This window comes from Allgaiera indica, from assembly GCF_900106675.1.
GTDB lineage: Bacteria > Pseudomonadota > Alphaproteobacteria > Rhodobacterales > Rhodobacteraceae > Acidimangrovimonas > Acidimangrovimonas indica.
In genome coordinates, this window is the sequence record NZ_FNOB01000034.1 from 1 (window position 1) to 24,902 (window position 24,902).

Genomic DNA, 24,902 nt, shown 5'->3' on the forward strand with positions numbered 1-24,902 from the left:
CTTGGTGTTCATGCCGCCCTTTGTCCGGCCAATCAGGCGTCCACGCCCCCCTTTTTCACGCCCATGCTGGTCGCTGTTCGGTGTGCCTTCAGGTAAGTGGCGTCGATCATCACAGTCTTCTTTTCGCCATGCTCGGCGGCCAGACCGGCCATCATCCGGGCGAAGATGCCCTTGTCACTCCACCGTTTCCAACGGTTGTACAGCGTCTTGTGCGGCCCATAGGCAGCAGGGGCATCGCGCCACCGTAAACCATTGCGATTGATAAAAATAATTCCACTCAACACGCGCCGATCATCAACGCGGGGTTTGCCGTGTGACTTGGGGAAGAAGGGCTCAAGACGCGCCATCTGCGCATCCGTCAGCCAGAAGAGATCAGACATGTTCACCGCTCGTTTTTCGAACTGTGAATCACGCGGCCAACCGGAAATCAATGGGTCCTGACCCTAGTACCTATGCGAATATCTCGGCTACCAGATGCACGCCGCAGCTGCGTCCGAGGCCGAGGCACGAAGGCGACTTGCCGGGCTGGAGCCTGACGTGATCATCACCGACATGGACCAGGCAGACAATCCGATGGTGTTGGCGTGGCGCCCCAGACGCAGGGGTTTTGCCCTGGGATCGTGGTGAGATTAGCCACCGCGGCGATCTCGCCCAAGAAGCTGCTGCAGGTCGCATCCATTGATCCGCTCCACATGCTCAGCAAGCCGATCCTGACCGCTACTTGTCTGTGGCACATCCCAAGTCGTAGGCCGTTCGTCGCCACTCGAAAAGCCGACATTCGTACACTTGCAGCATCCAGTCGAACGGGGTCGAAGCGGTCGTCGCGCTTCGGGCCTTCGTGGGTTCCCGTGCACCATCTATTGCAAAGGGCCGGACGCCGGAGCGCCACTCGATCCGAGACCAAAAATGTCCCACCACAAGGAATGCGCCACTGCCCCCGGGCCCTGCGCCCCCCCCCCCCGAGGATATTTTCCCCAGAAAGGAAGGCCTTAGCCTTCGCGCGGCTGCGGGCGCTGGGGGATTTCCTTGAGCAACCCGCCGACGCCCATGGCGGCGATGTCATCTGACGTTGGGTCAAGCCCGCAGGCGATACGCTCAAGCACCCAGTCGGCGCCGTTAAGCGCCGGAGAGCGCGCGCACCCCGGCAGGCCGATGACCGGGCGCGTGCCGAGACGGCCAAGGAACAGCAGGTTGCCGGGGTCGACGGGCATGCCGAAGCGGGTCAGCGTGCCGCCGGCGCGCGCCAGCGCATCGGGGCCAGTGTCGTGCGCGTCCGAGGTGGCCGATGCGGTGAGGATCAGCAGCATCTCTGCGCGCATCTCGGCCAGCGCCTCGGCCATGGCGCCGGCCTCGTGCGCGGTGGCGCGGGTTTCGATCAGCTCGACGCCGAGGGCCTGCAGCCGCTGGTCGGTGACGCGGCGGGCCTTGGCCGAGATCTTCGCCGGCTGATCGGGCAGTTCGCTGAGCAGAAGGCCCGCGGTGCGGCGGGTGACGGGGTGCAGCGACAGGGCCGCGCGGGCGGCCTGTTCGGCGCGTGAAAGCGTATCTTCGCCAATGGCATAAGAGATTATCTTCACAGTCCCCACAAGGGCGCCGGGGGGCACGCGGGTCAGCGGGGCGAGGGTGGCGAGCGTCAGCGCCGGGTCGATCAGGTTCAGCGCCCTGATCGCGCCGGGGTCAAGCGCCACGAGGCCCGGGCGCGCGGCCTTGATGTTGACCCGGCCGGTGAAGGCGGGCGACAGGGTCAGGCCGGCGGCTTCCGCGTCGGGCACCAGGGCGGCGGCAAGGCGGGTGGCGGCGGCGTCTTCGGGCACGTCGCCGGGATCGAGCCGGGCGACGGTAAGCTGTGTCGCCCCCGCGTCGCGGAAGGCGGCCAGATCCGCCGCCGTCAGCACCCTTCCCTTCTTCAGCTTGCGCCCGGCCAGGGCTTCGGAATGCGCCAGGATCGCGCCTTCCGCCTGATCGATGGGCACCGGACCAAAGCGCATCCCGGTCAGCCCTTTCGCAACACGGCGGTGATCTGGGCAAGGATCGCCACCGCGATCTCGGCCGGGCTTTTCGCACCGATGTCCAGGCCCACCGGGGCATGGATGCGCGCGATCTGCCCGGCGCCCAGCCCCGCCGCGGCCAGCCGGTCGAGCCGCTTGGCATGGGTACGGGAGGAGCCGAGGCAGCCAAGGTAGAAGGCGTCGGAATTCAGAGCTGCAATGATCGCCGGGTCGTCGATCTTGGGATCGTGGCTGAGCGTCACCACCGCGGTGCGGGCGTCCAGCCCATGCGCCGCCAGCGCCGCGTCGGGCCAGTCGTTGCTGATCGTCTCGCCCGGGAAACGGGCGGCGGCGCCGAAGGCTTCGCGCGGGTCGACGAGGAAGGGATCGTAGCCCGCCAGCCGCGCCATCGCCACCAGTGGCTGGGCGATATGGGCGGCGCCCACCACGACCAGACGCAGCGGCGGGTTCTGGATGCCGATGAAATGCCGACCGTCTTCCTCGACGCCGGACTTGTCGCTGCGGTAGCGCGCCGCGATCGCGGCCTGAAGCGGATCGCCCGGGCCTTCGGTCACCCGGGTTTCCCAGCTTTCCAGATCGACGATCATCGCGATCGGTCGGCGCGCGGCACGGGCCTCGGCGACGCGCGCCAGCATGACCTCGGTCAGGGTGCCGCCGACCGGCTGCACCAGCACCCGGATCGTGCCGCCGCAGGCCAGCCCCACCGCAAAGGCCTGATCGTCCGAGACGCCGAAGGTCAACAGCCGCGGAATGCCGTCTTCCAGTGCCTCGAGCGCCTCGACCACCACCGCGCCCTCGACGCAGCCGCCCGAAACCGACCCCATGATGTCGCTTTGACCCGAGATCGCCAGCTGGCTGCCCACCGGGCGCGGCGCCGATCCCCAGGTCTCGACCACGGTGGCAAGCGCGGCGCCGCGTCCGTCGCGGTGCCAGTCTAGCGCGATCTCGGGGATCTGGTCATGGGCGCGGGGTCGAGCGCCAGGTTGGGCGCGGGGCGTGTCGGTCATGGCGTCCTCCTCGGTGGCGACTATGGGGCGGAATGCGCCCCGGCGCCAGCATCAGATATGGCGCCGGAGCGGCTTGGCCAGGGTTGGTCGGGGGCTTCCGCCGCCGGGCGCGGGGCTGCCTGCCTTGCCGGACGGTCTTTCCTGTCGGCTTACCCTTCCTGCCGGGGGGCACCCGGCAAAAGCCGGGGCGGACGGTTGCAACGCCGAAGGATGGTGCCCGCGCTTGGGGCCATGAAAGCCCCGCCAAGAAAAAGAAGGCGCCGAGAGAGGGAGGTCTCCCGGCGCATCACAAGATCCGACTAGGAAGGGATCGGATCTTGGAAAGTACGGGCCGGACCGATCGCTTGGAACCCCGGTCTTCGCCCGTGTGGGTTCTCTGTTGCAGGCTTGGCCGGCACCGGCCTTGATCTGGATCAAATCGGATCGAGCATCGCCATCAGCCGCGCCTTCTCGCCCGCGTCACCGGGGTCGGAGATCGCCTGCGCCAGCCCTTCGAGTGCCGCGATATTGTGGCCGGCGCGGAAGCTGTCGACATGGGGCAGCATGGTGCGGATGCCGCCGGCGCGCGGCGCGAAGCCGTCCCAGCGCAACAGCGGGTTCAGCCAGATCAGGCGGCGCGCCGACAGATGCAGCCTTTCGATCTCGGGGCCGAGCTGGCCGGCGTCGTCGCGGTCGAGCCCGTCGGTGATCAGGATCACCACCGCGTTCGCCATGACCCGGCGCGACCAGTCGCGATTGAAGGCGCGCAGGCTGCTGGCGATGCGCGTGCCGCCTTCCCAATCGCGCGCCTCGGCCCCCGCCGCCGCGAGCGCCGCGTCGACGTCGCGGGCGCGGAGCTGGCGGGTGATGTTGGTCAGCCGCGTGCCGAAGGTGAAGGCATGCACCCGCGCCCAGCCCTGCCCCTTGGTGTTCGACACCGCATGAAGGAAGTGCAGCACCGCGCGGGAATAGGCCGACATCGAGCCGGAGATATCGCACAGCACCACCAGGTTGGGCCAGCGCGTGCGCCGGGCGCGGCGCGCGAAATCGCGGATCTCGCCGCCCTGGCGCAGCGCGCCGCGGAAGGTGGCGCGCCAATCGGGCAGCAAGCCCCGCGCATCCGCCCGGGTACGACGCGAGGCAATCGGGCGCACCGGCAGCGAAAGGCGGGCGAGGATGCGCTTGGCCTCGGCCATCTCGGCGGCCGACATCTGTTCGAAATCTAGGCCGCGCAGGCGTTCCTCTCGCGAGGCGGTGCGTGCCGCGTCGATCTCGATCCGCTCTTCCTCGGGCGTTTGCGGATGCTCGGGCAGGTCGGGCTGCCGGCCGTCAAGCAGCGCTTCGGCGGCGCGCTTCTCGGCGGCGGCGGCGCGGCGATCCTCTTGCGCACCGCGCACGGCGGGCAACATCATCGCCATCATGTGCTCGATGTAGCGCGGGTCGCGCCAGTAGAGGCGGAACACTTGGGCGAAGACCAGGCGGTGCTCGGGGCGGCGCACGAAGCAGGCGTGCAGCGTCCAGTAGAAATCCTCGCGCTCGGAGAAGCCCACGGCCTCGACCGCGCGGATCGCGTCGAGCACCGAACCTGGGCCGATCGGCAGGCCAGCGTGGCGCAGGGCGCGGGCGAAATGGGTGATGTTGCCGGCAAGCTTGCCGTCTTCGGGGATCTCGAGCGCGGGAAGCTGGGCCATGGGTCAGCGGCGGGGGGCTGTCTGCCCCCCGCACCCCCCGAGAGTATTTTCGCCAAGATGAAGGATCATTGGGCGGCGATGTCCTTTCTGACTTCGTCGAGCAGGCGCTTGGCCTCGGAGCCCTGCAGGCGCTGGATGTCGTCTTGGTATTTCAGGATCGCGCCGATCGTGTCGGAGATCACCTCGGGCGAGAGGTCCAGCACATCGAGGGCAAGCAGACATTTCGCCCAGTCGATGGTTTCGGCGACGCCGGGGCGCTTGAACAGGTCCTCGGTGCGCAGCTTCTGCACGAAGGCCACGATCTCGCGGCTGAGGGTCTCGGTCGCCTCGGGGGCGCGGGCGTGGAGGATTTCCATCTCGCGGTCGAAATCGGGGTAGTCGACCCAATGGTAGAGGCAGCGGCGCTTGAGCGCGTCATGGACCTCACGGGTACGATTCGAGGTGAGGATGACGATCGGCGGTTCGGGCGCTTTCACCGTGCCGAGTTCGGGGATCGTGACCTGGAAATCCGACAGCGCCTCGAGCAGGAAGGCCTCGAAGGGTTCATCCGTGCGGTCGAGTTCGTCGATCAGCAGGACCGGGGCGCCGCCAGCCTGCGGGCGCATGGCCTGCAGAAGCGGGCGTTCGATCAGGTATTCCTCGGCGAACAGTTCGGATTGCAGCGCGTCGCGGTCGGCGCCGCCGCCGGCCTCGGCAGTGCGGATCGCGATCATCTGGGCGGCGAAATTCCATTCATAGACGGCCGAGGCCGCATCCAGCCCCTCGTAGCATTGCAGCCGGATCAGCCGGCGGCCCAGGGCCGCGGCGATGGCCTTGGCGATCTCGGTCTTGCCGACGCCGGCCTCACCTTCCAGGAACAGCGGCTTGCCCAGCGTGAGGGAGAGATAGGTAACCGTCGCCAGCGCGCGGCCGCAGACATAGTTCTCGCCGGCCAGCATATCGGTCACGGCGTCGATGGATTTCGGTGTGTTCGTCAAGACGGATCCTCCCGGCCGCCATGCTGCGGGCGCGCGGCGAAACGGTCAAGAGACCTCGCGCGTTGGTGCATGTCTGGCGAACAGCTCCCCTTCATTCATCTTGGTCCAAATACTCCACGGGGGTCCGGGGGTGTGAAACCCCCGGCGCCTGCTTCTCACCTCTCCCGCCCCACCTCCTCCGCCGCCCAGGCGCGGAAGCTCTCTAGCGGTCCGCGCGCGGGGCGATCCTCGGGCCAGACCAGGTAATAAGAGCCAAGCGCGCGCACCGGCCCGCCAAAGACTGGCACCAGGCGGCCCTCGGCCAGATCGCGCTCGATCAGGAAAACCGGCAACAGGGCCAGGCCAAGCCCGTGGATCGCGGCCTGGGTCATGGTCGCGAACTGGTCGAACAGCATCCCGCCCGGGCGCCGCCCCGCCACGCCGTGATGGGCCAGCCAGCGGCCCCAGTCGCCGGTGCGGCTTGCCAGTTGCAGCAGCGGCATGCGCAGTACCTCCTGCGGCGCGGCAAGCGGCCGGGGGACAAGCGCGGGCGCGGCGACGGCAAGGATCTCTTCCTCCATCAGCTTCAGATAGGCCGCGCCGGGCCAGTCGCGGCGGCCGTAGTGAATGGCCGCGTCGAAGGGTTGGGTGGCGAAGTCGAAGGGCCGCAGCCGCGTCGAAAGGTTCACCGACACCTCCGGGTGCCGCGCCGCGAAATCCGCCAGCCGCGGCGCCAGCCAATGCATCCCGAAGGCCGGCAGGATCGCCAGGTTCAGGTTGCCGCCGCGCGGGTTCGTCTTCAGCGTCAGCGCGGCCGAGGACAGGATGCCAAGCGCCTTGCGCACCTCGGCCACATAATCCGCCGCCGCCGGCGTCAGCGCCAGCCGCTGGCGTTCGCGGATCAGCAGCGCAACGCCCAGCTGATCCTCCAGCGCGCGCAGCTGGCGGCTGACCGCGCCCTGCGTCAGCGACAATTCCTCGGCCGCCGCCGAGGCCGTTCCCAGCCGCGCCACCGCCTCCAGCGCGGTCAGGGCGGCGATCGAGGGCAGATAGCGGCGGGCGATCGACATTATGAGTTTTCCTCATGAACTCGGGCATGGGTTTCGTTAGACGCTCGGCCGATGCCGTGCAAGACTCGGCGCCGAAACACGAGGAGACTCATCATGGACACCGCCGCCCCCGACAAGCCGAAGCTGAAGGCCAAGGACGCCCCCGATCTGGGGCGTTTCGACTGGCAGGACGCGCTGCGCCTGGACAGCCAGCTGACCGAGGACGAGCGTATGATGCGCGACGCTGCCCACAGCTACGCCCAGGAAAAGCTTCAGCCCCGGGTGATCGAGGCCTTCCGCGAGGAAAAGACCGACCCGGCGATCTTTGCCGAGATGGGCGGCATGGGCCTTCTGGGCGTGACCATCCCCGAGGAATACGGCGGGATCGGCGCGGGCTACGTCGCCTACGGCCTGGTCGCGCGCGAGATCGAGCGCGTGGATTCGGGCTATCGGTCGATGATGTCGGTGCAGTCGAGCCTGGTGATGTATCCGATCTATGCCTATGGCTCGGAGGAGCAGCGCCGCAAATACCTGCCGAAGCTTGCGTCCGGCGAATGGATCGGCTGTTTCGGGCTGACCGAGCCCGACGCGGGATCTGACCCGGCGGGGATGAAGACGCGGGCCGTGAAGACCGAGGGCGGCTATGTGCTGACCGGTTCCAAGATGTGGATCTCGAACGCGCCGATCGCCGATGTCTTCGTGGTCTGGGCGAAATCCGAGGCCCATGGCGGCAAGATCCGCGGCTTCGTGCTGGAAAAGGGCATGAAGGGCCTCAGCACGCCCAAGATCGGCGGCAAGCTGTCCTTGCGCGCCTCGATCACCGGCGAGATCGTGATGGAGGGGGTCGAGGTCGGCGAGGACGCGCTTTTGCCGCATGTCGAGGGGCTGAAGGGGCCGTTCGGCTGCCTCAACCGGGCGCGCTATGGCATTGCCTGGGGGGCGCTGGGCGCGGCCGAATTCTGCTGGCATGCGGCGCGGCAATATGGGCTGGATCGCAAGCAGTTCGGCAAGCCGCTGGCGGGCACGCAGCTTTACCAGAAGAAGCTGGCCGACATGATGACGGACATCACCCTGGGCCTGCAGGGCGCGCTGCAGGTGGGGCGGCTGATGGATGCGGCCCAGGCCGCGCCCGAGATGATTTCCATCGTCAAGCGCAACAATTGCGGAAAGGCGCTGGAAATCGCGCGGATGGCGCGCGACATGCATGGCGGCAATGGGATTTCCGAGGAATTCCAGGTCATGCGCCACATGGTCAACCTCGAGACGGTGAACACCTATGAGGGCGCCCATGACGTGCACGCCCTGATCCTGGGCCGCGCGCAGACGGGCATTCAGGCGTTCTTCTGATGCAGTCCCTGCCCGTCGCCGAAAGGCTGTTTCCGGCGATCCTTTCGGGCGAGAAAACCCACACGATTCGCTGGCGCGAGCCGCGGATCGTGCCGGGGCCGATGGAATATGTCTGCGAAAGCACCGATCGGCGCGTGGTGGTCGAGGTGACGCGGGTCTGGGACGTGGCCCTGCGCGACGCGGCTGCGCTGGTGGGGATGCAGGCGGCCTGGCCGCCCGACGTCATGCTGGCGGGAAAACGCGCGCATTATCCGCAGATCAAGCTCGGCGATATGGTGCTGGTGGTCGAACACCTTCCGCCGGTATAAGGCCCGCGCATCGGCGTCGGCCTTGCGCCCAGGCAGGGGGGCGCTAGACTTTCCTCGCAGCGATGGAAGGCGCGCTATGATCACCGAGGTCGAGGCATATTTCACCAGGGGCTGCGGCCGCTGCAAGCGTTTCGGCACCGCCGATTGCGCCACCCGCATCTGGACCGAGGGACTGGCCGAATTGCGCCGGATCTGCCGCGACGCCGGGCTGGACGAGGCCGTGCGCTGGGGCCATCCCTGCTATCGTCACGCGGGGCGCAACATCGCCCTGATCAACGCTTTTCGCGGCGACTTCCGGCTTAGCTTCATGACCCCTGCCCAGCTATGCGATCCCGCGCAGGTGCTGCAGACGGCGGGACCGAACGCGCGGCACAAGGGGACGATCCGATTTGCCGACGCAGGCGCCGTCGCAGCGCTGGAACCAATACTGCGGACCTATCTCGCCGAGGCGATGCGCCAGGCCGAGGCCGGCACCCAGCCGCCACCACCGCCGCGCGACATTTCCCTGCCCGACGAACTGCGTGAGGCGCTCGATGCCGACCCCGAACTGGCCGAGGCCTTCGACGCGCTGACCCCGGGGCGGCAACGCAGCTATGTGATCCATCTTGGCGCCGCGAAGACGCCGCAGACCCGCCGCGCCCGCATCAAAAGGGTGCGCGGCAAGATCCTGGCCGGCAAGGGCATGAACGAACGGTAGCCGAAATGCGCAATCGGGACGGAAGGGCTTGCGCGCGGGCCCCGCCCATGGCTTGCTTGCGTCCTTGCTGCAGGAGACTCTCATGTCGATCGACATCTGGCTTGCCTTCGTTGCTGCAGCCACCGTGCTCTTGATGATCCCGGGACCGACGATCCTGCTGGTCGTCTCCTATTCGCTGACCCAGGGGCGCCGGGTGGCGCTGGCGATGGCGTTTGGGGTGGCGCTGGGGGATTTCATCGCCATGACCACCTCGCTTCTGGGGCTGGGCGCGCTGGTGATGGCCTCGGCGGAGCTGTTCACCGTGCTGAAATGGATCGGCGCGGTCTATCTGGTCTGGCTGGGGGTGAAGCTGCTGCGTGCGCGCCCCGCCGCCATGGAGGTCGAGGACCCCGCCCCCAAGACGGCGCGGGCGATCTTTGCCCATGCCGCGGCGGTGACGGCGCTGAACCCGAAATCGATCGCCTTCTTCATCGCCTTCGTGCCGCAGTTCATTCGCCTCGGCCAGCCGCTTGCGCCGCAATTCGTGGTGCTGATCGCAACCTTCGTCAGCCTCGCCGCGCTGAACGTGCTGTTCTATGCGCTGTTGGCGGACCGGCTACGTGCCCGCATCCGCAGCCCGCGCGTGCTGCGCGCGATGAACCGCACCGGCGGCGGCGCATTGATCGGCATGGGGCTGATGACAGCGGCGTTGTCGCGTCGCTGAGGCGCCGCGGACGGAGTTTTACACCCCCCGCACCCGCGCCGTCAGCGGGGGTTTCACACCCCCGCACCCGCGCCGTCAGCGGGGGTTTCACACCCCCGCACCCCCGTGGAGTATTTCCGCCAAGATGAAGCACAGCGCGGGGTAGAGCCGGGTCGGGACTAGTCGTCGTCGGTCTCGCCCGGCTTTTGCGGGATCGGGGCGGCAAGCGGGTCGATGCCGTGCTTCTTCAGCAATTGCCCGATCAGGCTGCGCGGCTTGGGCACGCCAGCCTGCACCGCGTTGATCCGCGCGCGCATCCGGCGGCCGTAGAAATGGATCGAGAAGGTCTCGTCCGTCAGGTAGGCGGAAAGATCATAGCCGGGATAAAGCATCACCTGCCGCTCGCGGTAGGGGATCGGGTAAAGCGCGGCCTGCGGAAGGGCATATTTCAGCTCACCCGTGGCTTGTGCGAAATGGGTGATCGCGTGGGGGCCCCAGACGCCCCAGGGCATCTCGCCGGCATGCAGCGGGGTGCCGGCGGCCTTGCGTGCCTCCAGCTCGGCGCGCTCTGCGTCCGAAAACCAGGGCGGGATGGCGAATTCGTCGCGGGTGAATTCCAGCAGGCGGCCCAAGGCCTCGCTGTCGGGCGGAAAACCCAGCACGCCCCCGTTCACATGGCGCGGGCTTTCCCAGCCGTAGAAATGGCCGGTTTCGCTGGTGAAGGGCTTCACGCAATAGGCGTCGGTATCGGCCCAGATCGTACGGTCGTTGCGGGCCAGCAGGTGATAGCGGAACAGATCCGAATGCAGCGCGGGCGAATTGGTGCGGGCGTGGCGCAGGAAATTGTCCTGCGGCAGGATCTCGTTTGCATCGGCCATCTCGCAGCCATCCGGCGCGTTGGAGATGCCATGATAGGTGTAAAGCTTCACCTGATGACCCACATCGAGAAAGGATTTCAGGCAAAGCTGTTCGAGAAAGCTAAGCTCTCCGCCGATCCACAAGGCCGCGATCTGGTAATCCTGAGGCATGCTTCGCCCTCTTCCGCCCGTCCCCGGGCCCGCCGATCCCGGCCCCGGTGTGCCGTCTTGATGGCACAGAACCCGCCGCGAAGCCACTGATCCGCGCCCTGGGGGCCTTCCCCGTCGACGCGCGTGTTTTCCGCGCCGCATGAGATATGCTAGACATCGTCAAAGGTTCATGGGGCAGGCACAGATGACAGGCAGCAGCGCGCCCGAGATCCGGGGCCGCGACCTAGGCTTCGGCACCGCCGCGGGGCTGACTTGGCTGGACGCGGTGGTTCAAGGTGGCGCGGCGGGCGCGGAAGGCGAATTTCGCGCCTTCTTCGCCGCCGGCACGCCGGCTGCCGCCTTCGACACGGTGGCGCGCGCGGGCTGCGACCGGATCGAGACGCTGCAGGAGTTGAACGGTGCGCTCCGCGTCGCCGGTCGGCGCCAGGCCGGGGGCGGCGACATCGTGCTGGCGCTGGCCGATGGCGGGGTGCTGCGGGTGCCGCCCTCGGTGGTCGAGACCGGGTTCCTGGCCGGGCGCGATTGCCTGCTGGCGATGCGGATCGAGGAAAGCGCCGATCTGCTGCGCGACTGGTTGGCCTATCACGCGCGCCTGCACGGGTTGCGTGGCGCGGTGATCGTCGATCGCGCGCCGCCCGACAGCGCCGCGCCGCGCGGGCCGGCGCTGGTCGCCGCGCTGCAGGCAGCCTGCGCCGCGCGCCCCGAGGGTCTGCCCAAAGATCTGCGTGTCGTGGTGCTGGGCGCGGGTCTGGCGCTGGGCAGGCCCGGTACCGGCCCCGAAAGCCATCCCTATCTGGCCCCCGACGCGCCCGGCAAGGACCGCATGACACCCCCTGCCCCCGATCCCTGGCGCGCGCCGCTGGGCGAATTCCTGATCTACGAGGCCGCGCGCGCCCGTTTCCTTGACCGGGCCGGTGCGGTGGCCAATCTCGATATCAGCGACTTGCTGGCGCCGCCGGGCCCTGGGGCGCCGTCGGCCTTTGCCGCGGCACGGGCGCAGCCTTCGGGCGTGGTGACGCTGGCGGGACGGCGGATCTATCCCTGGCGGCTGCGCGAGGGTGCGGCGGCCGGCTTCGGCGATCATATCTGCGCGCCCTTCGACACCACGCGCGGCGTCGCGCGCTGGTGCGTCGCGCCCGCCCAGGCCGGCCCCGACACGATCTGGCGCGCGATCCGCATCGGCGGTGCCAAGCCCGACCCCGCGCGGATGATCCCCTTCCTGCGCTGCATGGGGATCCGCGCGCCGGGCCAGCCGACATCGGCCCTGGCGCCGAAGACCAGCCTGGTCGAGGACGCGGGCCTCTTGCGCCTGGCACAGCATTTCTTCGGCGCCGATCCGGTGCGCCCGCCGCGATCGGAAATCGAGACCGGCCCGGCGATGGCGGTGAACGCGGGCCGCACCGCGATCGTCACCACGATGAAGGACGAAGGCCCCTTCATCCTGGAATGGCTGGCCCATCACCGCGCGATCAGGGTGCAGGATTTTCTGATCTACACCAACGATTGCACCGACGGCACCGACTCGATGCTGGATCTTCTGCAACGCAAGGGCCTGGTCCAGCACCGCGACAACCCGTTCCGGCGGATGCCCGGCCTCAAGCCCCAGCACGCCGCGCTGGCGGCGGCCGAGGAGGAGGCGGTGATCCGGTCCGCCGGCTGGACGATCTGCATGGATGTCGATGAATTCATCAATATCAAGATCGGCGATGGCACACTGCCCGCGCTTTTTGCGGCTATGGGTGATGCCAACATGATCTCGCTGACCTGGCGGCTGTTCGGCAATGCAGATGTGCACCACTACCAGGACCGCTTCGTGACCGAGCAATTCACGCTTTGCGCGCCGGAACTGGTGCGCAAGCCGCATCAGGCCTGGGGGTTCAAGACGCTGTTTCGCAACATCGGGCTTTACAAGAAGCTCGGCGTGCATCGGCCCAAGGGGCTGAAGCCCGACCTGTGGCCACAGGTGAGATGGCTCAACGGTTCGGGCCGGCCGATGCCGGTAGAGATGATCCGCAACGGCTGGCGTTCGACCGTGGCGAGCTATGGCTACGACTGGGTAAGCCTGAACCATTACGCGGTGCGCTCGGCCGAGAGCTTTCTGGTCAAGCGCGACCGCGGCCGGGTGAACCACACCGACCGCGACCAGGGACTGGCCTATTGGTTCCGCATGAACCACAACGCCGAGGACGAGCGTTCGATCCAGCGCATGATCCCCGCCGCGCGGGCGGAATACGCGCGTCTGCTGGCCGACCCCGAGATCGCCGCCGCCCATGCGCATTCGGTGGCCTGCCACCGCGCCAAGATCGCCGAGCTGATGGCGCGGCCCGATCAGCGCGCCTTCTACGAGGAACTTACGGGCACGCGGATGGAGAGGCTGTCGCGCATGTTGCATGTGTTCGGCGCGAATGTGTTCAATGCCGGGCCGCAGGTGATCCCGCCCGATCTGCATCTGCAGGATTTGCCGCCGGATTTCTTCTTCACCGTGCGTCATCAGGGCGAGGCGCGGCACTGACGGAAAGGTGCGTATTTGGGGAACAATGAAAGGATGAGCGGAAAGGGGGCTAAGCGCTTTCTGATCGTCACCTCGATGCGCAACGAGGGCGCCTATCTGCTGGAATGGCTGGCCCATCACCGCGCGGCGGGGGTGGATCATTTCCTTGTCTATTCCAACGATTGCGATGACGGCACCGACGCGATGCTGGATCGGCTGGCGGCGATGGGTTGGCTTGATCATGTGCCCAATCCCGGCCCCCATCCCAAGGGGCCGCAATGGCAGGCGCTGGGGGATGCCGGCCGGCACCCCTCGGTTGCGCGGGCCGAATGGATCCTGGTTTCGGATGTCGACGAATTCGTCTGCGTCCATGCCGGCGATCACAGCCTGGACGCGCTGGTGGCGGAACGGCCCGACGCCACGGCCTTTGCCCTGACCTGGCGGATGTTCGGCAATGCCGGAATCGTCGACTTCAGCGATACCCCGGTGACCGAGACCTTCCGCCGTGCGGCGCCTGCGGTGCTGCCCTGGCCCTGGCGCGCGGCGATGTTCAAGACGCTGTTTCGCAACGATGGCACCTATGCCAAGCTGGGCGTCCACCGGCCGCGCGCGCCCGATCGCGCCCGCCTGGAGGGCGCGCGCTGGGTCGACGGATCGGGCCGGCCTCTGGCGGGTGATTTCCTGACCAATCGGGTGTTTTCGGACTTTGGCCAGGACAATTTCGCCCTGGTGCAGCTGAACCATTACGCCTTGGGCAGCATGGAGAATTTCATCGTCAAGCGGGACCGGGGCCGCGCCAACCGCGGCGGCAGCTTCGATCTGGCCTATTGGGTAGAGCGCAACTTTTCCGCCGTCGAAGACCTTTCCGCCGACGCGCTTGGGCCCGCGCGCCGGGTCCTGCTGGCCGAATTGCACGCCGATCCAGAGCTTGACCGGCTGCACGGCGCGGCAGTGGCCTGGCGCCGGCAGCGGTTTCGCGACCTGATGGATGATGAGGCGATGCGCGCGCTTTTTGGCCAATTGCTGCTGACGCCGGCGACCCGGGTTTTGTCGCCGCGCCAGGCCGGGCGGATGCTGGCCATCGCGCGGGACGCGCGCGCGAAACAATGACGCGCGATTGTTCAGCCATCGCTTGCAAAGGCCTTACCCCTGCCTCAAAGCTTGCCCAATACTGCCGCGTGCAAATGTTGTATAAGGGGTGGCAGGTAACGAAGGCAGGTTGATGACGATGGAAGAGGTCCGCGCCGCGGATGCGGCAAACGCCCAGACCAAGGCCGAGTGGATTGCCGCGATCGACGAGATCGGCGAAGAGGCCGGGTATTTCGAGCGCCTGGGCGAGCGGCATTTCGCCTTCTTCACCGATGCCGCGCCGACGCTTCTGGTCAGTTTCGAAAGCCTCAGCGTCGTGCGCTCGGCCGATCCCGGCCAGATGCCACTGGGCCACCGGATCGCAGCCCAGCACGGCTGGTCGCAGCTGTCGATCATCGCCGATGGCGAGACCTGGTTTCGCGATCCGGCGGTCTATGGCTATTTCGACCGCCTCGTCGATGACGCCTTCTTCGAGGATTTCGATCGCGTCGTGTTCTTTGGCGCCGGGATGGGCGGCTATGGCGCCTGTGCCTATTCGGTGGCGGCGCCCGGGGCGACGGTGGTCGCACTGAACCCGGTGGCGACAGTACATCCTTCGGTCTGCGGCTGGGACGAACGGCTGGCGGAATACCGGCGGCTGGATTTCACCTCGCGCTATGGCTACGCGCCCGACATGATCGACGGCGCGGCTGCGGTGTTCCTGGCCTATGACCCGCGCGAAACCCCGGACGCGATGCATGCCTCGCTGTTCCGGCGGCCGCATGTGACCCCGCTGGCCTGCCCCTATCTGGGCGCCGAGATCGCCCCCGCCTTCGCCTTCATGAACATCTTGTCGCCACTGATAGAGGCCGCCTGTGAAGGCCGCCTGACACCCGCGCTGTTTCACCAATTCTACCGCGCGCGGCGCAATTACACCCCCTATCTGCGCACGCTTCTGGGCGTGCTGGAACGCGACGACCGCACGCTTCTGGCAGCGCTTCTATGCCGAGCCGTCAGCCGCGGGGGCAGCCGGCCGCGGTTCCAGCAACGCCTTCAGGCACTGGAGGAACGCCTTGCCGAGGACGGCATGACCCTGCCGCCCGCCCTAGGCTGACGCGCTATCACAGCCCGCCTTCGCGCTTGAGGAAGGCCACCACCTGGGCCACGCCTTCGCCCGTCCTCAAGCTGGCCATCACATAGGGCCGCGCGCCGCGCGCCGCCCGCGTATCGCGTTCCAGAAGATCGCGGTCGACGCCGACATGGGGCGCCAGATCGGTCTTGTTCACCACCAGCAGGTCCGACCGCACCAGGCCGGGGCCCTTCTTGCGCGGAATGTCCTGGCCCGCCGCCGTGTCGATGACGTAGATCGTCAGATCCGCCAGTTCCGGGCTGAAGGTGGCGGCCAGATTGTCGCCGCCCGATTCGATCAGCACGATGTCCAGATCCGGGATCGCCGCATTCAGATCCGCCAGCGCGGCCAGGTTGATCGAGGCATCCTCGCGGATCGCGGTATGCGGGCAGCCGCCGGTTTCCACGCCGCGGATGCGTTCCAGCGGCAAAGCCTGGGCACGCATCAGGTATTCGGCATCCTCGCGGGTGTAGATGTCGTTGGTCACCACGGCGATGGAATAGGTGTCGCGCAGCGCCAGGCAAAGCTGTTCGGTCAGCGTCGTCTTGCCCGCGCCCACCGGGCCGCCGATGCCCACCCGCAGCGGACCATTCAGGGATGTCATGTGCGAAAGATCCTCGTCTCCAGGGTTTCATGGGCCATCGCGGCGATGTCTGATCCGATCGCGGCGCCGCCCAGGGCCTCCAGCGGCGCGGCGGCGGCCTCTTCCGCGACGGCCAGGATCACCGGGTGCAGCGCGGCCAGCGCCGCCTGGCCCTCGGTCTGACCCAGCGGAATGAACCGCACCCCGGCCATCACGATATTGCCGGCAAAGGCCTGCAGGTACAGCGCGATCACCTGCGCGGGCGGCAGATCCAACCCGCGCGCCACCACCCCCAGCGCCACCGGCAGCGCCATCGGCGGATGCGCGGCGCCGGTCAGCGCGTTGATGGTGCGGATCAGGGCAGAGCCCTGCTCGACCGTCTCGGCCAGCCGCTCGCGCGAAGATGCCAGCGCGCGGGCCAGATCGTCCAGCGGCCCCGGATCGGCGCCCGCCAGCGCCTGCGCCAGCAAGATCGCATCCGCCCGCCCCGCCCCCTCGCGCAGCACATCGGCCACCCACTGGCGCAGGTCCCCGGCGCCCCGCACTTGGCCGGCGGTCACCGCCGCCTCCAGCCCATGCGAATAAGCGAAACCGCCCAGCGGAAAGGCAGGCGAGAGCCATTGCGTCAGCCTCAGCAGCCCCGCGTCAGCCGCCATTCAGACGCTCCGCCAACTGCTGGTCCTTGCCAAGCGAAACCATGCGGACCTCGCGCACCAGGCGGATCGTCGGCTTCAACCCGAAAAACAGCGACCCGATCACGAACAACCAGGTCGCGGCATAGGTCGTCGAGGACCAGAAGAACAGGACCGAACCCACGACGAACATCGCCGCGGCCGAGAAATCCACCGCCGTATAGGCGATCTCATAGGCGGCCCACAGTTTCGCGTGCTCGGCCGATGCGTGGCGGTTGTCGGGGTGGAACATTTGCATGGGCGGTCCTTTCAATGGTGATGGTGATCATGTCCATGATCATGGCCCATCGTGCGCCCGTGACCATAGGCGCCTCCCTCGGGCGTGAAGCCGGCGGTCACTTTCGTGATCCGGGCGCCCAGCCCCTGCAGCATCTTCTCCAGCACTGGATCGGCGCGGATCAGAAGCCGGTCGACCTCGATCTGGCAGGGCGTGTGGCGGTTGCCGATATGCCAGGCCAGCCGCGGCAGATCGCCGGTGATCGCAACCAACGGCTCGTCCGCGGCCACCACGGCGATCAGCGTGCCGTCACCCAATTCGAAACAATCCCCGTGGTAAAGGCTAACCGTTTCCTTGAGATCAACAAGAAAGTCCTGCCCGCCCGCCGTCTGCAGCCGCTTGCGCCGCAATAGCCGCCCATCATAGTCAAGCGTGACATGATCCAAGGCGCTGTCGGCCGCGGCGTGGCGGATGTGATGGGCGGTGGGCAGGTCTGTCATGTGGTTCTCTTCAGTTGCTGGGGATGCGGGAAAGGCGGGGCACGGACGTGCCCACAAAATCTTCATCCAATAAATGAACTCTGCCACGCATCACATTGTATCAGAACATGAAATACCTTTGCGAAAGGGGTAATTCCTTGGCCGGCTCACAGGTCAGAAGCTCGCCGTTGGCGCGCACTTCGTAGGTCTCGGGGTTCACCTCGATCTCGGGCGTCGCATCGTTCAACACCATGTCGGCCTTGCCGATGCCCCGTGTGCGCCGCACCGCCAGCACATCCTTCGCAAGGCCAAGCTGGTCGCCAATCCCCTCATCCACCGCGGCCTGCGACGCGAAGACCACTGCGGCGCGCTCCACCGCGCGGCCGAAAGCACCGAACATAGGCCGCGAATAGACCGGCTGCGGCGTCGGGATCGACGCATTCGGATCGCCCATCTGCGCCACCGCGATCGAACCGCCGATCAGCACCATCTCAGGCTTGACCCCGAAGAACGCCGGGCTCCACAATACCAGATCGGCGCGCTTGCCCTCCTTGATCGAGCCGATTTCGTGTGAAATACCGTGCGCAACTGCCGGATTTATCGTGTATTTCGAGATATATCGCCGGACACGGAAGTTGTCGTTATCGCCTTGCTCATCGGCCAGCCGCCCGCGCTGCACCTTCATCTTGTGCGCGGTCTGCCAGGTGCGGATGATCACCTCTCCGACGCGCCCCATCGCCTGGCTGTCGGACGAGATGATCGAAAACGCCCCCATGTCGTGCAGGATGTCCTCGGCCGCGATCGTCTCGCGCCGGATGCGGCTTTCGGCGAAGGCCACGTCCTCGGGGATCGCCTTGTCCAGATGATGGCAGACCATGAGCATATCGAGATGTTCCTCGATCGTGTTCACCGTGTAGGGCATCGTCGGGTTGGTCGACGACGGGATGACGTTCGGCGCCGACACCACCTTGATGATATCGGGCGCATGACCGCCGCCCGCGCCTTCGGTATGAAATGCGTGGATCGTGCGATTCTTGAACGCTTTCAACGTGTTCTCGACAAAACCTGATTCGTTCAACGTATCGGTGTGGATCATCACTTGCACGTCGTGATCGTCGGCCACCGACAGGCAATTGTCGATCGCGCCAGGGGTCGTTCCCCAATCCTCGTGCAGTTTCAGACAGGCGGCGCCGGCCTTGACCTGCTCGACCAGCGCGGCGGGCAGGCTGGCGTTGCCCTTGCCCGCAAAGGCCAGATTCATCGGAAAGGCATCCGCGGCCTGCAACATCCGCCCGATATGCCAGGGCCCCGGCGTGCAGGTGGTCGCCAGCGTGCCATGCGCGGGCCCGGTGCCGCCGCCCAGCATCGTCGTCAGGCCCGAATGCAGCGCATCCTCGATCTGCTGCGGACAGATAAAGTGGATATGCGCGTCAAAGCCCCCTGCCGTCAGGATTTTTCCTTCCCCTGCAATGGCTTCCGTGCCGGGACCTATGACGATGTCCACCCCCGGCTGGGTGTCAGGATTGCCGGCCTTGCCGATCTTCGCGATGCGCCCGTCACGCAGCCCCACATCGGCCTTGTAGATCCCCGCATGATCGACGATCAGCGCGTTGGTGATTACCGTATCCACGGCCCCCTCGGCCCGGCTTGCCTGGCTTTGCCCCATGCCGTCGCGGATCACCTTTCCGCCGCCGAATTTGACCTCTTCCCCGTAGGTTGTCAGGTCTTTCTCAACTTCGATGATAAGATCGGTATCGGCCAGCCGCAGCCGGTCGCCGGTGGTCGGCCCGAACATGTCGGCATAGGCGGCACGAGAGATCCGGCTGGGCATGGGCGTTCCTCAATGAGCAGTAGGACGACAGCGCGAGGCGGCCAAGCGCGGCGCCTTGCGGGCGGCGCGTTTCGGCACCGGCGTCGAAATCGCATTCGGCGCCAAGGGCACCACCGACGCCGCCCGCAGAGCCTCGATAGTCGCCTTCTGCGCAGCCGTTTGCGCCGCGCGCTGGCTTAGCCCCACGGCGCAGATCCATCGGCTGGCGAATTCCAGCTGAGCCTCGGCTGCCCGGGTCCAGAACACGAAACCCGCACGCCAGAATTCGATCGGTGTCATCATCTGCAATACCTCCATCTGCAATACCTCCATCTGCAATACCTCCATCAAATGACCGCTCTGCGTCGCCTAGAGCGTTCCCATCACCTGCTGATTGAACCCAAAGACCCGCCGCGCGCCGCCGTAGGGCACCAGATTCACCTCGCGCCGCTGGCCGGGCTCGAATCGCACAGCTGTGCCTGCGGCGATATCCAGCCTCCGCCCCCGCGCCGCCGCGCGGTCGAAATCAAGCCCCGCGTTCGCCTCGGCAAAATGGTAGTGAGAGCCCACCTGAACCGGCCGGTCCCCGGTATTGGCCACCATCAGCACCACCACATCGGCGTCGGCGTTCAGCTCGATCTCGCCCTCGGCCACGAACAGCTCTCCCGGGATCATCCTCCGTCCTTTCATTGTTCCCCAAATACGCCAGCGGCACCGCACCATGCCTCAGCGGATCGGGTGATGCACCGTCACCAGCTTGGTTCCGTCGGGAAACGTCGCCTCCACCTGAACCTCATGGATCATCTCCGGCACGCCCTCCATGCATTGCTCCACCGTCACCACCCCCGCCGCGGCCGACATCAGATCCGCAACCGATCGCCCGTCGCGTGCGCCCTCGACGACGTAATCGGTGATCAGCGCGATCGCCTCGGGATGGTTCAGCTTCACCCCCCGCGCCAACCGCCCGCGTGCCACCATGGCGGCCAGGCTGACCAGAAGCTTGTCCTTCTCGCGCGGGCTCAGATTCATGCCCCCTCCCTAGATCTGCCAGACACGCGGCAGCGCCCTGCCCCGCATCGCCTTCAGTACCTTGGCGACCGCCCGCTTCAGGGGCAGCGCATCGGCCGCGCGCAGCCGCACCACGCATTTCCCGTCCCAGCCCGAGGCCGCCGCCTCGACCCCGTCACCCCCGTCCGTCGGTCCAAGCGCCGCGCGCACCGCTGCCAAGGCATCCTCGGCCCCCGGGGCGATCAGCGCAACCGTCGCGAAAGCCCGCGCCCCCCCGATCAGCGCCGACCCGCCCGCCAGCGATCCCGCCGCCAGGCGCAGCGGCTCGACCAGAACCGGGCGCCCGTCGCGGCGCACCTCGCGCCAGTCGCGCAACTCCAGCTCGGCCAGAACCTCGCCCATCGCGGCGCGGCCCAACACCACCATCTCGCAGATCAGCAACCGCGCGTCTGCGCTCAGGTCCGCCACCGTCCGCCGCCGCAGCGCCGAGCGGTTGAACAGAATCGTCTCTTGCGGCAGCCAGTCCAGCGCGGCGCCGGGCCCCAGCCGCAGCGCCACCTCCAGCTCGGCCCAGCCGCCGGCCGAGGCATAGGCGCGCTCGGCCGTCTGCGTGGTGGCGACGGCCCGTGCCCCCTCGGCCAGCGTCACCTGATAGGCCAGCCGGTCACCGCCGGTCAGCCCGCCGGAGGTATTCAGGAACACCGCCTCGGGCCACGGCCCGTGGCTGCGCGGCAAGAACACCTTCGCCGCCCCCTCCTGGGACAGTTCCATGATCCGCGCGCCCGCACCAAGCCCGACACAGGCCCGGCCACGGGTGCGCTGAAGCGAGGACAGGGGATGCGGCGCGTCGAACATGCCCCTTCCTAGCGCGAAGGCCGGGCCCGGCATGCGCCGATCCCCCCGGCGGCAGGTCGCCGCCGCGCCTCCCCGCGATTTTGCCGCATTTCGCACCGCCATCGCCTAACTCTTGGGCACTCTCCGAAAATCATACCCGGTTTCGCCGCACGGCCCAAGTCCGCGCGCGCCGGCCAGCGCGACGCCATGCCATCGCGCGGCCCCGGGATCAGGGGCGCACCCATCTTCCGCGCTAGACCTTCCGGTCGGATCGCGTTAGCGACGAAGCAAGGGCGTGGCCTCGCCGCGCGCCGCATCATGCCTTGCCAGGGAGAGACGCCATGCGCACCCGTGCCGCCGTTGCCGTTCAGGCCGGAAAACCGCTTGAAATCATGGAAGTGAACCTCGAAGGGCCGCGCGCCGGAGAGGTGATGGTCGAGATCAGGGCCACCGGCATCTGCCATACCGACGAATTCACCCTGTCGGGCGCCGACCCCGAGGGCCAGTTCCCGGCAATCCTGGGTCATGAGGGCGCGGGCGTGGTGGTCGAGGTCGGCGCGGGCGTGACCTCGGTGAAGCCGGGCGACCATGTGATCCCGCTCTACACGCCGGAATGCCGCGCCTGCCCGTCGTGCCTGAGCCAGAAGACCAACCTCTGCACCGCGATCCGCGCCACGCAGGGCCAGGGGGTGATGCCCGACGGCACCTCGCGCTTCTCGACGCTCGATGGCGATCCGATCCTGCATTACATGGGCTGCTCGACGTTTTCGAACTACACCGTGCTGCCCGAGATCGCGGTGGCCAAGGTCCGCCAGGACGCCCCCTTCGACAAGATCTGCTACATCGGCTGCGGCGTGACCACCGGCATCGGCGCGGTGATCAACACCGCCAAGGTGGAAATCGGCGCCAAGGCGGTGGTTTTCGGGCTGGGCGGCATCGGCCTGAACGTGATCCAGGGCCTGCGCCTGGCGGGCGCCGGCATGATCATCGGGGTCGATCTGAACCCGGCCAAGAAGGCCATGGCCGAACGCTTCGGCATGACCCATTTCCTCAACCCGTCCGAGGTGGACAACGTGGTGGCCGAGATCGTCAACATGACGAAGACGCCCTTCGACCAGATCGGCGGCGCGGATTATTCCTTCGATTGCACCGGCAATGTCCAGGTGATGCGCGACGCGCTGGAATGCACCCATCGCGGCTGGGGCCAATCGATCATCATCGGCGTGGCGCCGGCGGGGGCCGAGATCGCCACGCGCCCCTTCCAGCTGGTCACCGGCCGGGTCTGGAAAGGCACCGCCTTCGGCGGCGCGCGCGGCCGCACCGACGTGCCCAAGATCGTCGATTGGTACATGGACGGCAAGATCGAGATCGACCCGATGATCACCCATACGCTGACCCTTGATGAGATCAACAAGGGCTTCGATTTGATGCACGCGGGCGAATCGATCCGTTCGGTCGTGCTTTACTGACCCCGACGGCGGCCGGCCCCGCGCATCCTCCTTCATCTTGGCTCAAATACTCTGGGGGTGCAGGGGGCAACGCCCCCGCCGCGGCCCGGCCCTCAGCCCGACATCACCGGCGTCCGGTCCCCGCCGGCGAAACGCCGCAGCACCGCCGGATAAAGCCTGTGCTCTTGCTCCAGCACCCGCGCGGCCAGCGTCTCGGGCGTGTCGCCCGCCAACACCGGCACCCGGGCCTGGCCAAGGATCGGCCCCGCGTCCAGCTCGGCGGTAACCTCATGCACGCTGCAGCCGACCTCGGCGTCGCCGGCTTCCAGCGCCCGGGCATGGGTGTTGAGGCCGGGATATTTCGGCAATAGCGAGGGATGGATGTTCAGCATCCGCCCCTCGAACCGGCGCACGAAATCCGGCGTCAGCACCCGCATGAAGCCTGCAAGACACAGGATGTCCGGCTCCGCCGCCAGGATCGGCTTCAGCAGTTCCGCCTCGAACGCCGGCCGGTCGCCGCCGAAGGGCCGGTGATCGACGGCGGCCGTGGCGACACCCATCTCACGCGCCCGCTCCAGCCCCCCGGCCCGCGGATCGTTCGAGGCCACAAGCACGGCCCGCGCCGGGTGATCGCCGGTCATCGAGCGCACCAGCGCCACCATGTTCGACCCGCCGCCCGAGATCAGGATCGCGACGCGCTTCACAGCAGGCGCCCGCCGTAGCGCACCCCCTGCCCGGCCACGACCCGACCGATGCGATGCACCGTCTCGCCCTCGGCGGCCAGCAGATCGGCCAGCGCATCCGCCCGGTCGGCGGCGACCACGGCGACCATGCCGATGCCCGCGTTGAAGGTTTTCAAAAGCTCGGCCTCGGTCAGCGCCGCGCCCTCGGCCAGCCAGCTGAAGACCCCCGGCAGTTGCCACGACGAAAGGTCGATCTCGGCGCCCAGGCCTTCCGGCAGCACGCGCGGCAGGTTCTCGGTCAGCCCGCCCCCGGTGATATGGGCAAGCCCGTGCACCCCGCCTGCGCGCACCGCGGCCAGCGCCGAGGTGACATAGAGCTTGGTCGGAACCAACAGCGCCTCGCCCAGCGTGCCCTGCGCAAAGGGCGCCGGCGCGTCCCAGCCCAGCCCCGCGCGCTCGACCACCTTGCGCACCAGCGAAAAGCCGTTCGAATGCACGCCCGACGCGGCAAGCCCCAGCAGCACGTCGCCCTCGGCCACGCCCGCGGGCAGATCGCCGCCGCGTTCCATCGCGCCCACGGCAAAGCCCGCCAGATCGAAATCGCCGGCGTGATACATGCCCGGCATCTCGGCCGTCTCGCCCCCGATCAGCGCGCAGCCCGACGCCGCGCAGCCCTCGGCGATGCCTTCGATCACCGCCGCGGCCTCGTCGACCTTCAGCTTGCCGGTGGCAAAATAATCCAGGAAGAACAGGGGCTCCGCCCCCTGGCAGATCAGATCGTTCACGCACATCGCGACCAGATCGACGCCGACCTGGCCGACGTGGCCGGTGTCGATGGCGATCCGCAGCTTGGTGCCCACGCCATCGGTCGCGGCGACCAGAACCGGATCGCGATAGCCTGCCGCCTTCAGGTCGAACAGCGCTCCGAAACCGCCGAGACCGGCCATCGTGCCGGGCCGTGCGGTGCGCTTGGCGGCGGGTTTGATCCGCTCGACCAGGGCATTGCCCGCGTCGATATCCACCCCCGCCTGGGCATAGGTAAGCCCGTTCTTCGCATCCGTCATGGCAGCCTCTCAAACGTTTGGCCCCGCATAGACGAAACCCGCGTGCCGCGCAACGCGGGGCTGCACGGCAGAGGGCGGGCCAAGGGGGCGGAAACGGGTGGCCAAAAGGGGCGGGCCATGGCGCGGCAGCGCTTGACCCCGCAGGGGCGATCTGACACCTAGAGAGCGCCGGGCCTGTAGCTCAATTGGTCAGAGCAGGGCGCTCATAACGCCTTGGTTGGGGGTTCGAGTCCCTCCGGGCCTACCACTGCAAATCTATATACCTGAAAACACGCAATTTTATGCGACTACCTAGGGTCAGGATTCATAACCAATAGATGACGATAGCCGCGAGTGCGATGGCAGAGAGGAATGCCTTGGGACAGCGGTCGTAACGGGTGGCAACGCGCCTCCAGTCGTTGAGCCTGCCGAACATGATCTCGGTGCGGTTTCGCCGTTTGTACCGGCGCTTGTCGTCTTTGACCGGGGTCTTGCGTTGCTTCCGGCCGGCGATGCAAGCGCGTATCCCTTTGTCCTGCAACGCTTCCCGGAACCAGTCGGCGTCATAACCACGATCCCCGAGCAGCCATTTGACGTTTGGCAGCCTGCGGAGCAGCGCCCGCGCGCCGATATAATCGCTCACCTGTCCGGCGGTGACGAACAG

At 67.4% G+C, this 24,902-nt stretch carries 27 protein-coding genes, 1 tRNA gene and 1 pseudogene; 10 read left to right on the forward strand and 19 right to left on the reverse strand.

Annotated features, from left to right (window positions below; genetic code table 11):
• Positions 1–380: pseudogene (locus BLV97_RS19075) on the reverse strand (IS5 family transposase); the annotation flags it as partial.
• 94 nt (positions 381–474) lie between these two features.
• On the opposite strand from BLV97_RS19075, the gene BLV97_RS21310 reads away from it, so the two are divergent.
• Positions 475–627 carry a hypothetical protein gene (locus BLV97_RS21310; RefSeq protein WP_160169159.1) on the forward strand — a complete coding sequence of 51 codons (153 nt, stop codon included), beginning with the start codon at positions 475–477 and terminating at the stop codon, positions 625–627.
• 362 nt (positions 628–989) lie between these two features.
• On the opposite strand, the gene BLV97_RS19080 is transcribed toward BLV97_RS21310, so the two are convergent.
• The 5 genes from BLV97_RS19080 to BLV97_RS19100 all read right to left on the reverse strand — a co-directional run bounded on the left by BLV97_RS19080 (position 990) and on the right by BLV97_RS19100 (position 6,712).
• Complete coding sequence (locus BLV97_RS19080) at positions 990–1,988, reverse strand: molybdopterin-binding protein (protein WP_035840025.1); 999 nt, start codon at positions 1,986–1,988, stop codon at positions 990–992.
• Positions 1,989–1,993: 5 nt separating this feature from the next.
• On the reverse strand, positions 1,994–3,016 hold the full coding sequence (locus BLV97_RS19085; RefSeq protein ID WP_051645918.1) for an XdhC family protein: 1,023 nt from the start codon (positions 3,014–3,016) through the stop codon (positions 1,994–1,996).
• A gap of 413 nt (positions 3,017–3,429) precedes the next feature.
• On the reverse strand, positions 3,430–4,686 hold the full coding sequence (locus tag BLV97_RS19090) for a vWA domain-containing protein (RefSeq protein WP_035840016.1): 1,257 nt from the start codon (positions 4,684–4,686) through the stop codon (positions 3,430–3,432).
• 65 nt (positions 4,687–4,751) lie between these two features.
• Positions 4,752–5,624 (reverse strand): AAA family ATPase, encoded by an 873-nt coding sequence (locus tag BLV97_RS19095; protein ID WP_051645920.1) that lies wholly within the window; start codon positions 5,622–5,624, stop codon positions 4,752–4,754.
• Positions 5,625–5,818: 194 nt separating this feature from the next.
• Positions 5,819–6,712 carry a LysR substrate-binding domain-containing protein gene (locus BLV97_RS19100; protein ID WP_035840011.1) on the reverse strand — a complete coding sequence of 298 codons (894 nt, stop codon included), beginning with the start codon at positions 6,710–6,712 and terminating at the stop codon, positions 5,819–5,821.
• A gap of 93 nt (positions 6,713–6,805) precedes the next feature.
• On the opposite strand from BLV97_RS19100, the gene BLV97_RS19105 reads away from it, so the two are divergent.
• From BLV97_RS19105 to BLV97_RS19120, 4 genes are all read left to right on the forward strand, one after another.
• Positions 6,806–8,038, forward strand: a complete 1,233-nt coding sequence (locus BLV97_RS19105) for an acyl-CoA dehydrogenase (RefSeq protein ID WP_035840008.1) — start codon at positions 6,806–6,808, stop codon at positions 8,036–8,038.
• Entirely contained in the window at positions 8,038–8,346 is a 309-nt protein-coding gene (locus tag BLV97_RS19110) for an ASCH domain-containing protein (protein ID WP_035840006.1), read from the forward strand. Before BLV97_RS19105 ends, BLV97_RS19110 begins: the two co-directional genes overlap by 1 nt.
• Positions 8,347–8,422: 76 nt before the next feature.
• On the forward strand, positions 8,423–9,043 hold the full coding sequence (locus tag BLV97_RS19115; protein WP_035840003.1) for a YdeI/OmpD-associated family protein: 621 nt from the start codon (positions 8,423–8,425) through the stop codon (positions 9,041–9,043).
• An 82-nt stretch (positions 9,044–9,125) separates the two neighbouring features.
• Entirely contained in the window at positions 9,126–9,746 is a 621-nt protein-coding gene (locus BLV97_RS19120; RefSeq protein WP_035840000.1) for a LysE family translocator, read from the forward strand.
• A 158-nt stretch (positions 9,747–9,904) separates the two neighbouring features.
• Here BLV97_RS19120 and BLV97_RS19125 read toward each other — a convergent pair whose 3' ends face one another.
• On the reverse strand, positions 9,905–10,753 hold the full coding sequence (locus BLV97_RS19125; RefSeq protein ID WP_035839997.1) for a glycosyltransferase family 32 protein: 849 nt from the start codon (positions 10,751–10,753) through the stop codon (positions 9,905–9,907).
• A gap of 184 nt (positions 10,754–10,937) precedes the next feature.
• Here BLV97_RS19125 and BLV97_RS19130 point away from each other — a divergent pair, with 184 nt between their 5' ends.
• From BLV97_RS19130 to BLV97_RS19140, 3 genes are all read left to right on the forward strand, one after another.
• Positions 10,938–13,265 (forward strand): glycosyltransferase family 2 protein, encoded by a 2,328-nt coding sequence (locus BLV97_RS19130; protein WP_051645919.1) that lies wholly within the window; start codon positions 10,938–10,940, stop codon positions 13,263–13,265.
• Between the two features lie 33 nt (positions 13,266–13,298).
• Positions 13,299–14,354: a glycosyltransferase family 2 protein gene (locus tag BLV97_RS19135; RefSeq protein WP_035839994.1), complete on the forward strand. Its 1,056-nt coding sequence runs from the start codon at positions 13,299–13,301 to the stop codon at positions 14,352–14,354.
• A gap of 112 nt (positions 14,355–14,466) precedes the next feature.
• The gene (locus tag BLV97_RS19140) at positions 14,467–15,426 is read left to right on the forward strand and encodes a hypothetical protein (protein WP_035839991.1); all 960 of its coding nucleotides are present in this window, start codon (positions 14,467–14,469) and stop codon (positions 15,424–15,426) included.
• A 7-nt stretch (positions 15,427–15,433) separates the two neighbouring features.
• On the opposite strand, the gene ureG is transcribed toward BLV97_RS19140, so the two are convergent.
• The 9 genes from ureG to BLV97_RS19185 form a co-directional block, all read right to left on the reverse strand.
• Complete coding sequence (ureG, locus tag BLV97_RS19145) at positions 15,434–16,045, reverse strand: urease accessory protein UreG (protein ID WP_035839989.1); 612 nt, start codon at positions 16,043–16,045, stop codon at positions 15,434–15,436.
• Complete coding sequence (locus tag BLV97_RS19150) at positions 16,042–16,680, reverse strand: urease accessory protein UreF (protein ID WP_035839987.1); 639 nt, start codon at positions 16,678–16,680, stop codon at positions 16,042–16,044. Before BLV97_RS19150 ends, ureG begins: the two co-directional genes overlap by 4 nt.
• On the reverse strand, positions 16,670–16,954 hold the full coding sequence (locus BLV97_RS19155) for a YrhK family protein (RefSeq protein ID WP_035839984.1): 285 nt from the start codon (positions 16,952–16,954) through the stop codon (positions 16,670–16,672). Before BLV97_RS19155 ends, BLV97_RS19150 begins: the two co-directional genes overlap by 11 nt.
• Positions 16,955–16,965: 11 nt before the next feature.
• The gene (locus BLV97_RS19160) at positions 16,966–17,433 is read right to left on the reverse strand and encodes an urease accessory protein UreE (RefSeq protein WP_035839981.1); all 468 of its coding nucleotides are present in this window, start codon (positions 17,431–17,433) and stop codon (positions 16,966–16,968) included.
• Positions 17,434–17,533: 100 nt separating this feature from the next.
• The gene (gene ureC, locus BLV97_RS19165) at positions 17,534–19,243 is read right to left on the reverse strand and encodes an urease subunit alpha (RefSeq protein WP_035839978.1); all 1,710 of its coding nucleotides are present in this window, start codon (positions 19,241–19,243) and stop codon (positions 17,534–17,536) included.
• A 9-nt stretch (positions 19,244–19,252) separates the two neighbouring features.
• Positions 19,253–19,570 carry a hypothetical protein gene (locus BLV97_RS19170; protein ID WP_143037586.1) on the reverse strand — a complete coding sequence of 106 codons (318 nt, stop codon included), beginning with the start codon at positions 19,568–19,570 and terminating at the stop codon, positions 19,253–19,255.
• Between the two features lie 21 nt (positions 19,571–19,591).
• Entirely contained in the window at positions 19,592–19,897 is a 306-nt protein-coding gene (locus BLV97_RS19175; RefSeq protein ID WP_035839972.1) for an urease subunit beta, read from the reverse strand.
• A gap of 51 nt (positions 19,898–19,948) precedes the next feature.
• A complete protein-coding gene (locus tag BLV97_RS19180; protein WP_035839969.1) occupies positions 19,949–20,251 on the reverse strand; it encodes an urease subunit gamma in 303 nt (100 codons plus the stop codon).
• 9 nt (positions 20,252–20,260) lie between these two features.
• On the reverse strand, positions 20,261–21,085 hold the full coding sequence (locus BLV97_RS19185; RefSeq protein WP_035839966.1) for an urease accessory protein UreD: 825 nt from the start codon (positions 21,083–21,085) through the stop codon (positions 20,261–20,263).
• A 320-nt stretch (positions 21,086–21,405) separates the two neighbouring features.
• Between BLV97_RS19185 and BLV97_RS19190 the strand changes: the two genes are divergently transcribed.
• A complete protein-coding gene (locus BLV97_RS19190) occupies positions 21,406–22,533 on the forward strand; it encodes an S-(hydroxymethyl)glutathione dehydrogenase/class III alcohol dehydrogenase (protein ID WP_035839963.1) in 1,128 nt (375 codons plus the stop codon).
• Positions 22,534–22,625: 92 nt separating this feature from the next.
• Here BLV97_RS19190 and purN read toward each other — a convergent pair whose 3' ends face one another.
• Positions 22,626–23,216 (reverse strand): phosphoribosylglycinamide formyltransferase, encoded by a 591-nt coding sequence (gene purN, locus BLV97_RS19195; protein WP_035839960.1) that lies wholly within the window; start codon positions 23,214–23,216, stop codon positions 22,626–22,628.
• Entirely contained in the window at positions 23,213–24,259 is a 1,047-nt protein-coding gene (gene purM, locus BLV97_RS19200) for a phosphoribosylformylglycinamidine cyclo-ligase (RefSeq protein ID WP_035839958.1), read from the reverse strand. Before purM ends, purN begins: the two co-directional genes overlap by 4 nt.
• 170 nt (positions 24,260–24,429) lie before the next feature.
• On the opposite strand from purM, the gene BLV97_RS19205 reads away from it, so the two are divergent.
• Positions 24,430–24,506, forward strand: a tRNA-Ile gene (locus BLV97_RS19205).
• Between the two features lie 57 nt (positions 24,507–24,563).
• On the opposite strand, the gene BLV97_RS19210 is transcribed toward BLV97_RS19205, so the two are convergent.
• Positions 24,564–24,902 (reverse strand): IS5 family transposase (locus tag BLV97_RS19210; protein ID WP_143037587.1); only part of this gene is annotated, 339 nt, incomplete at its 5' end.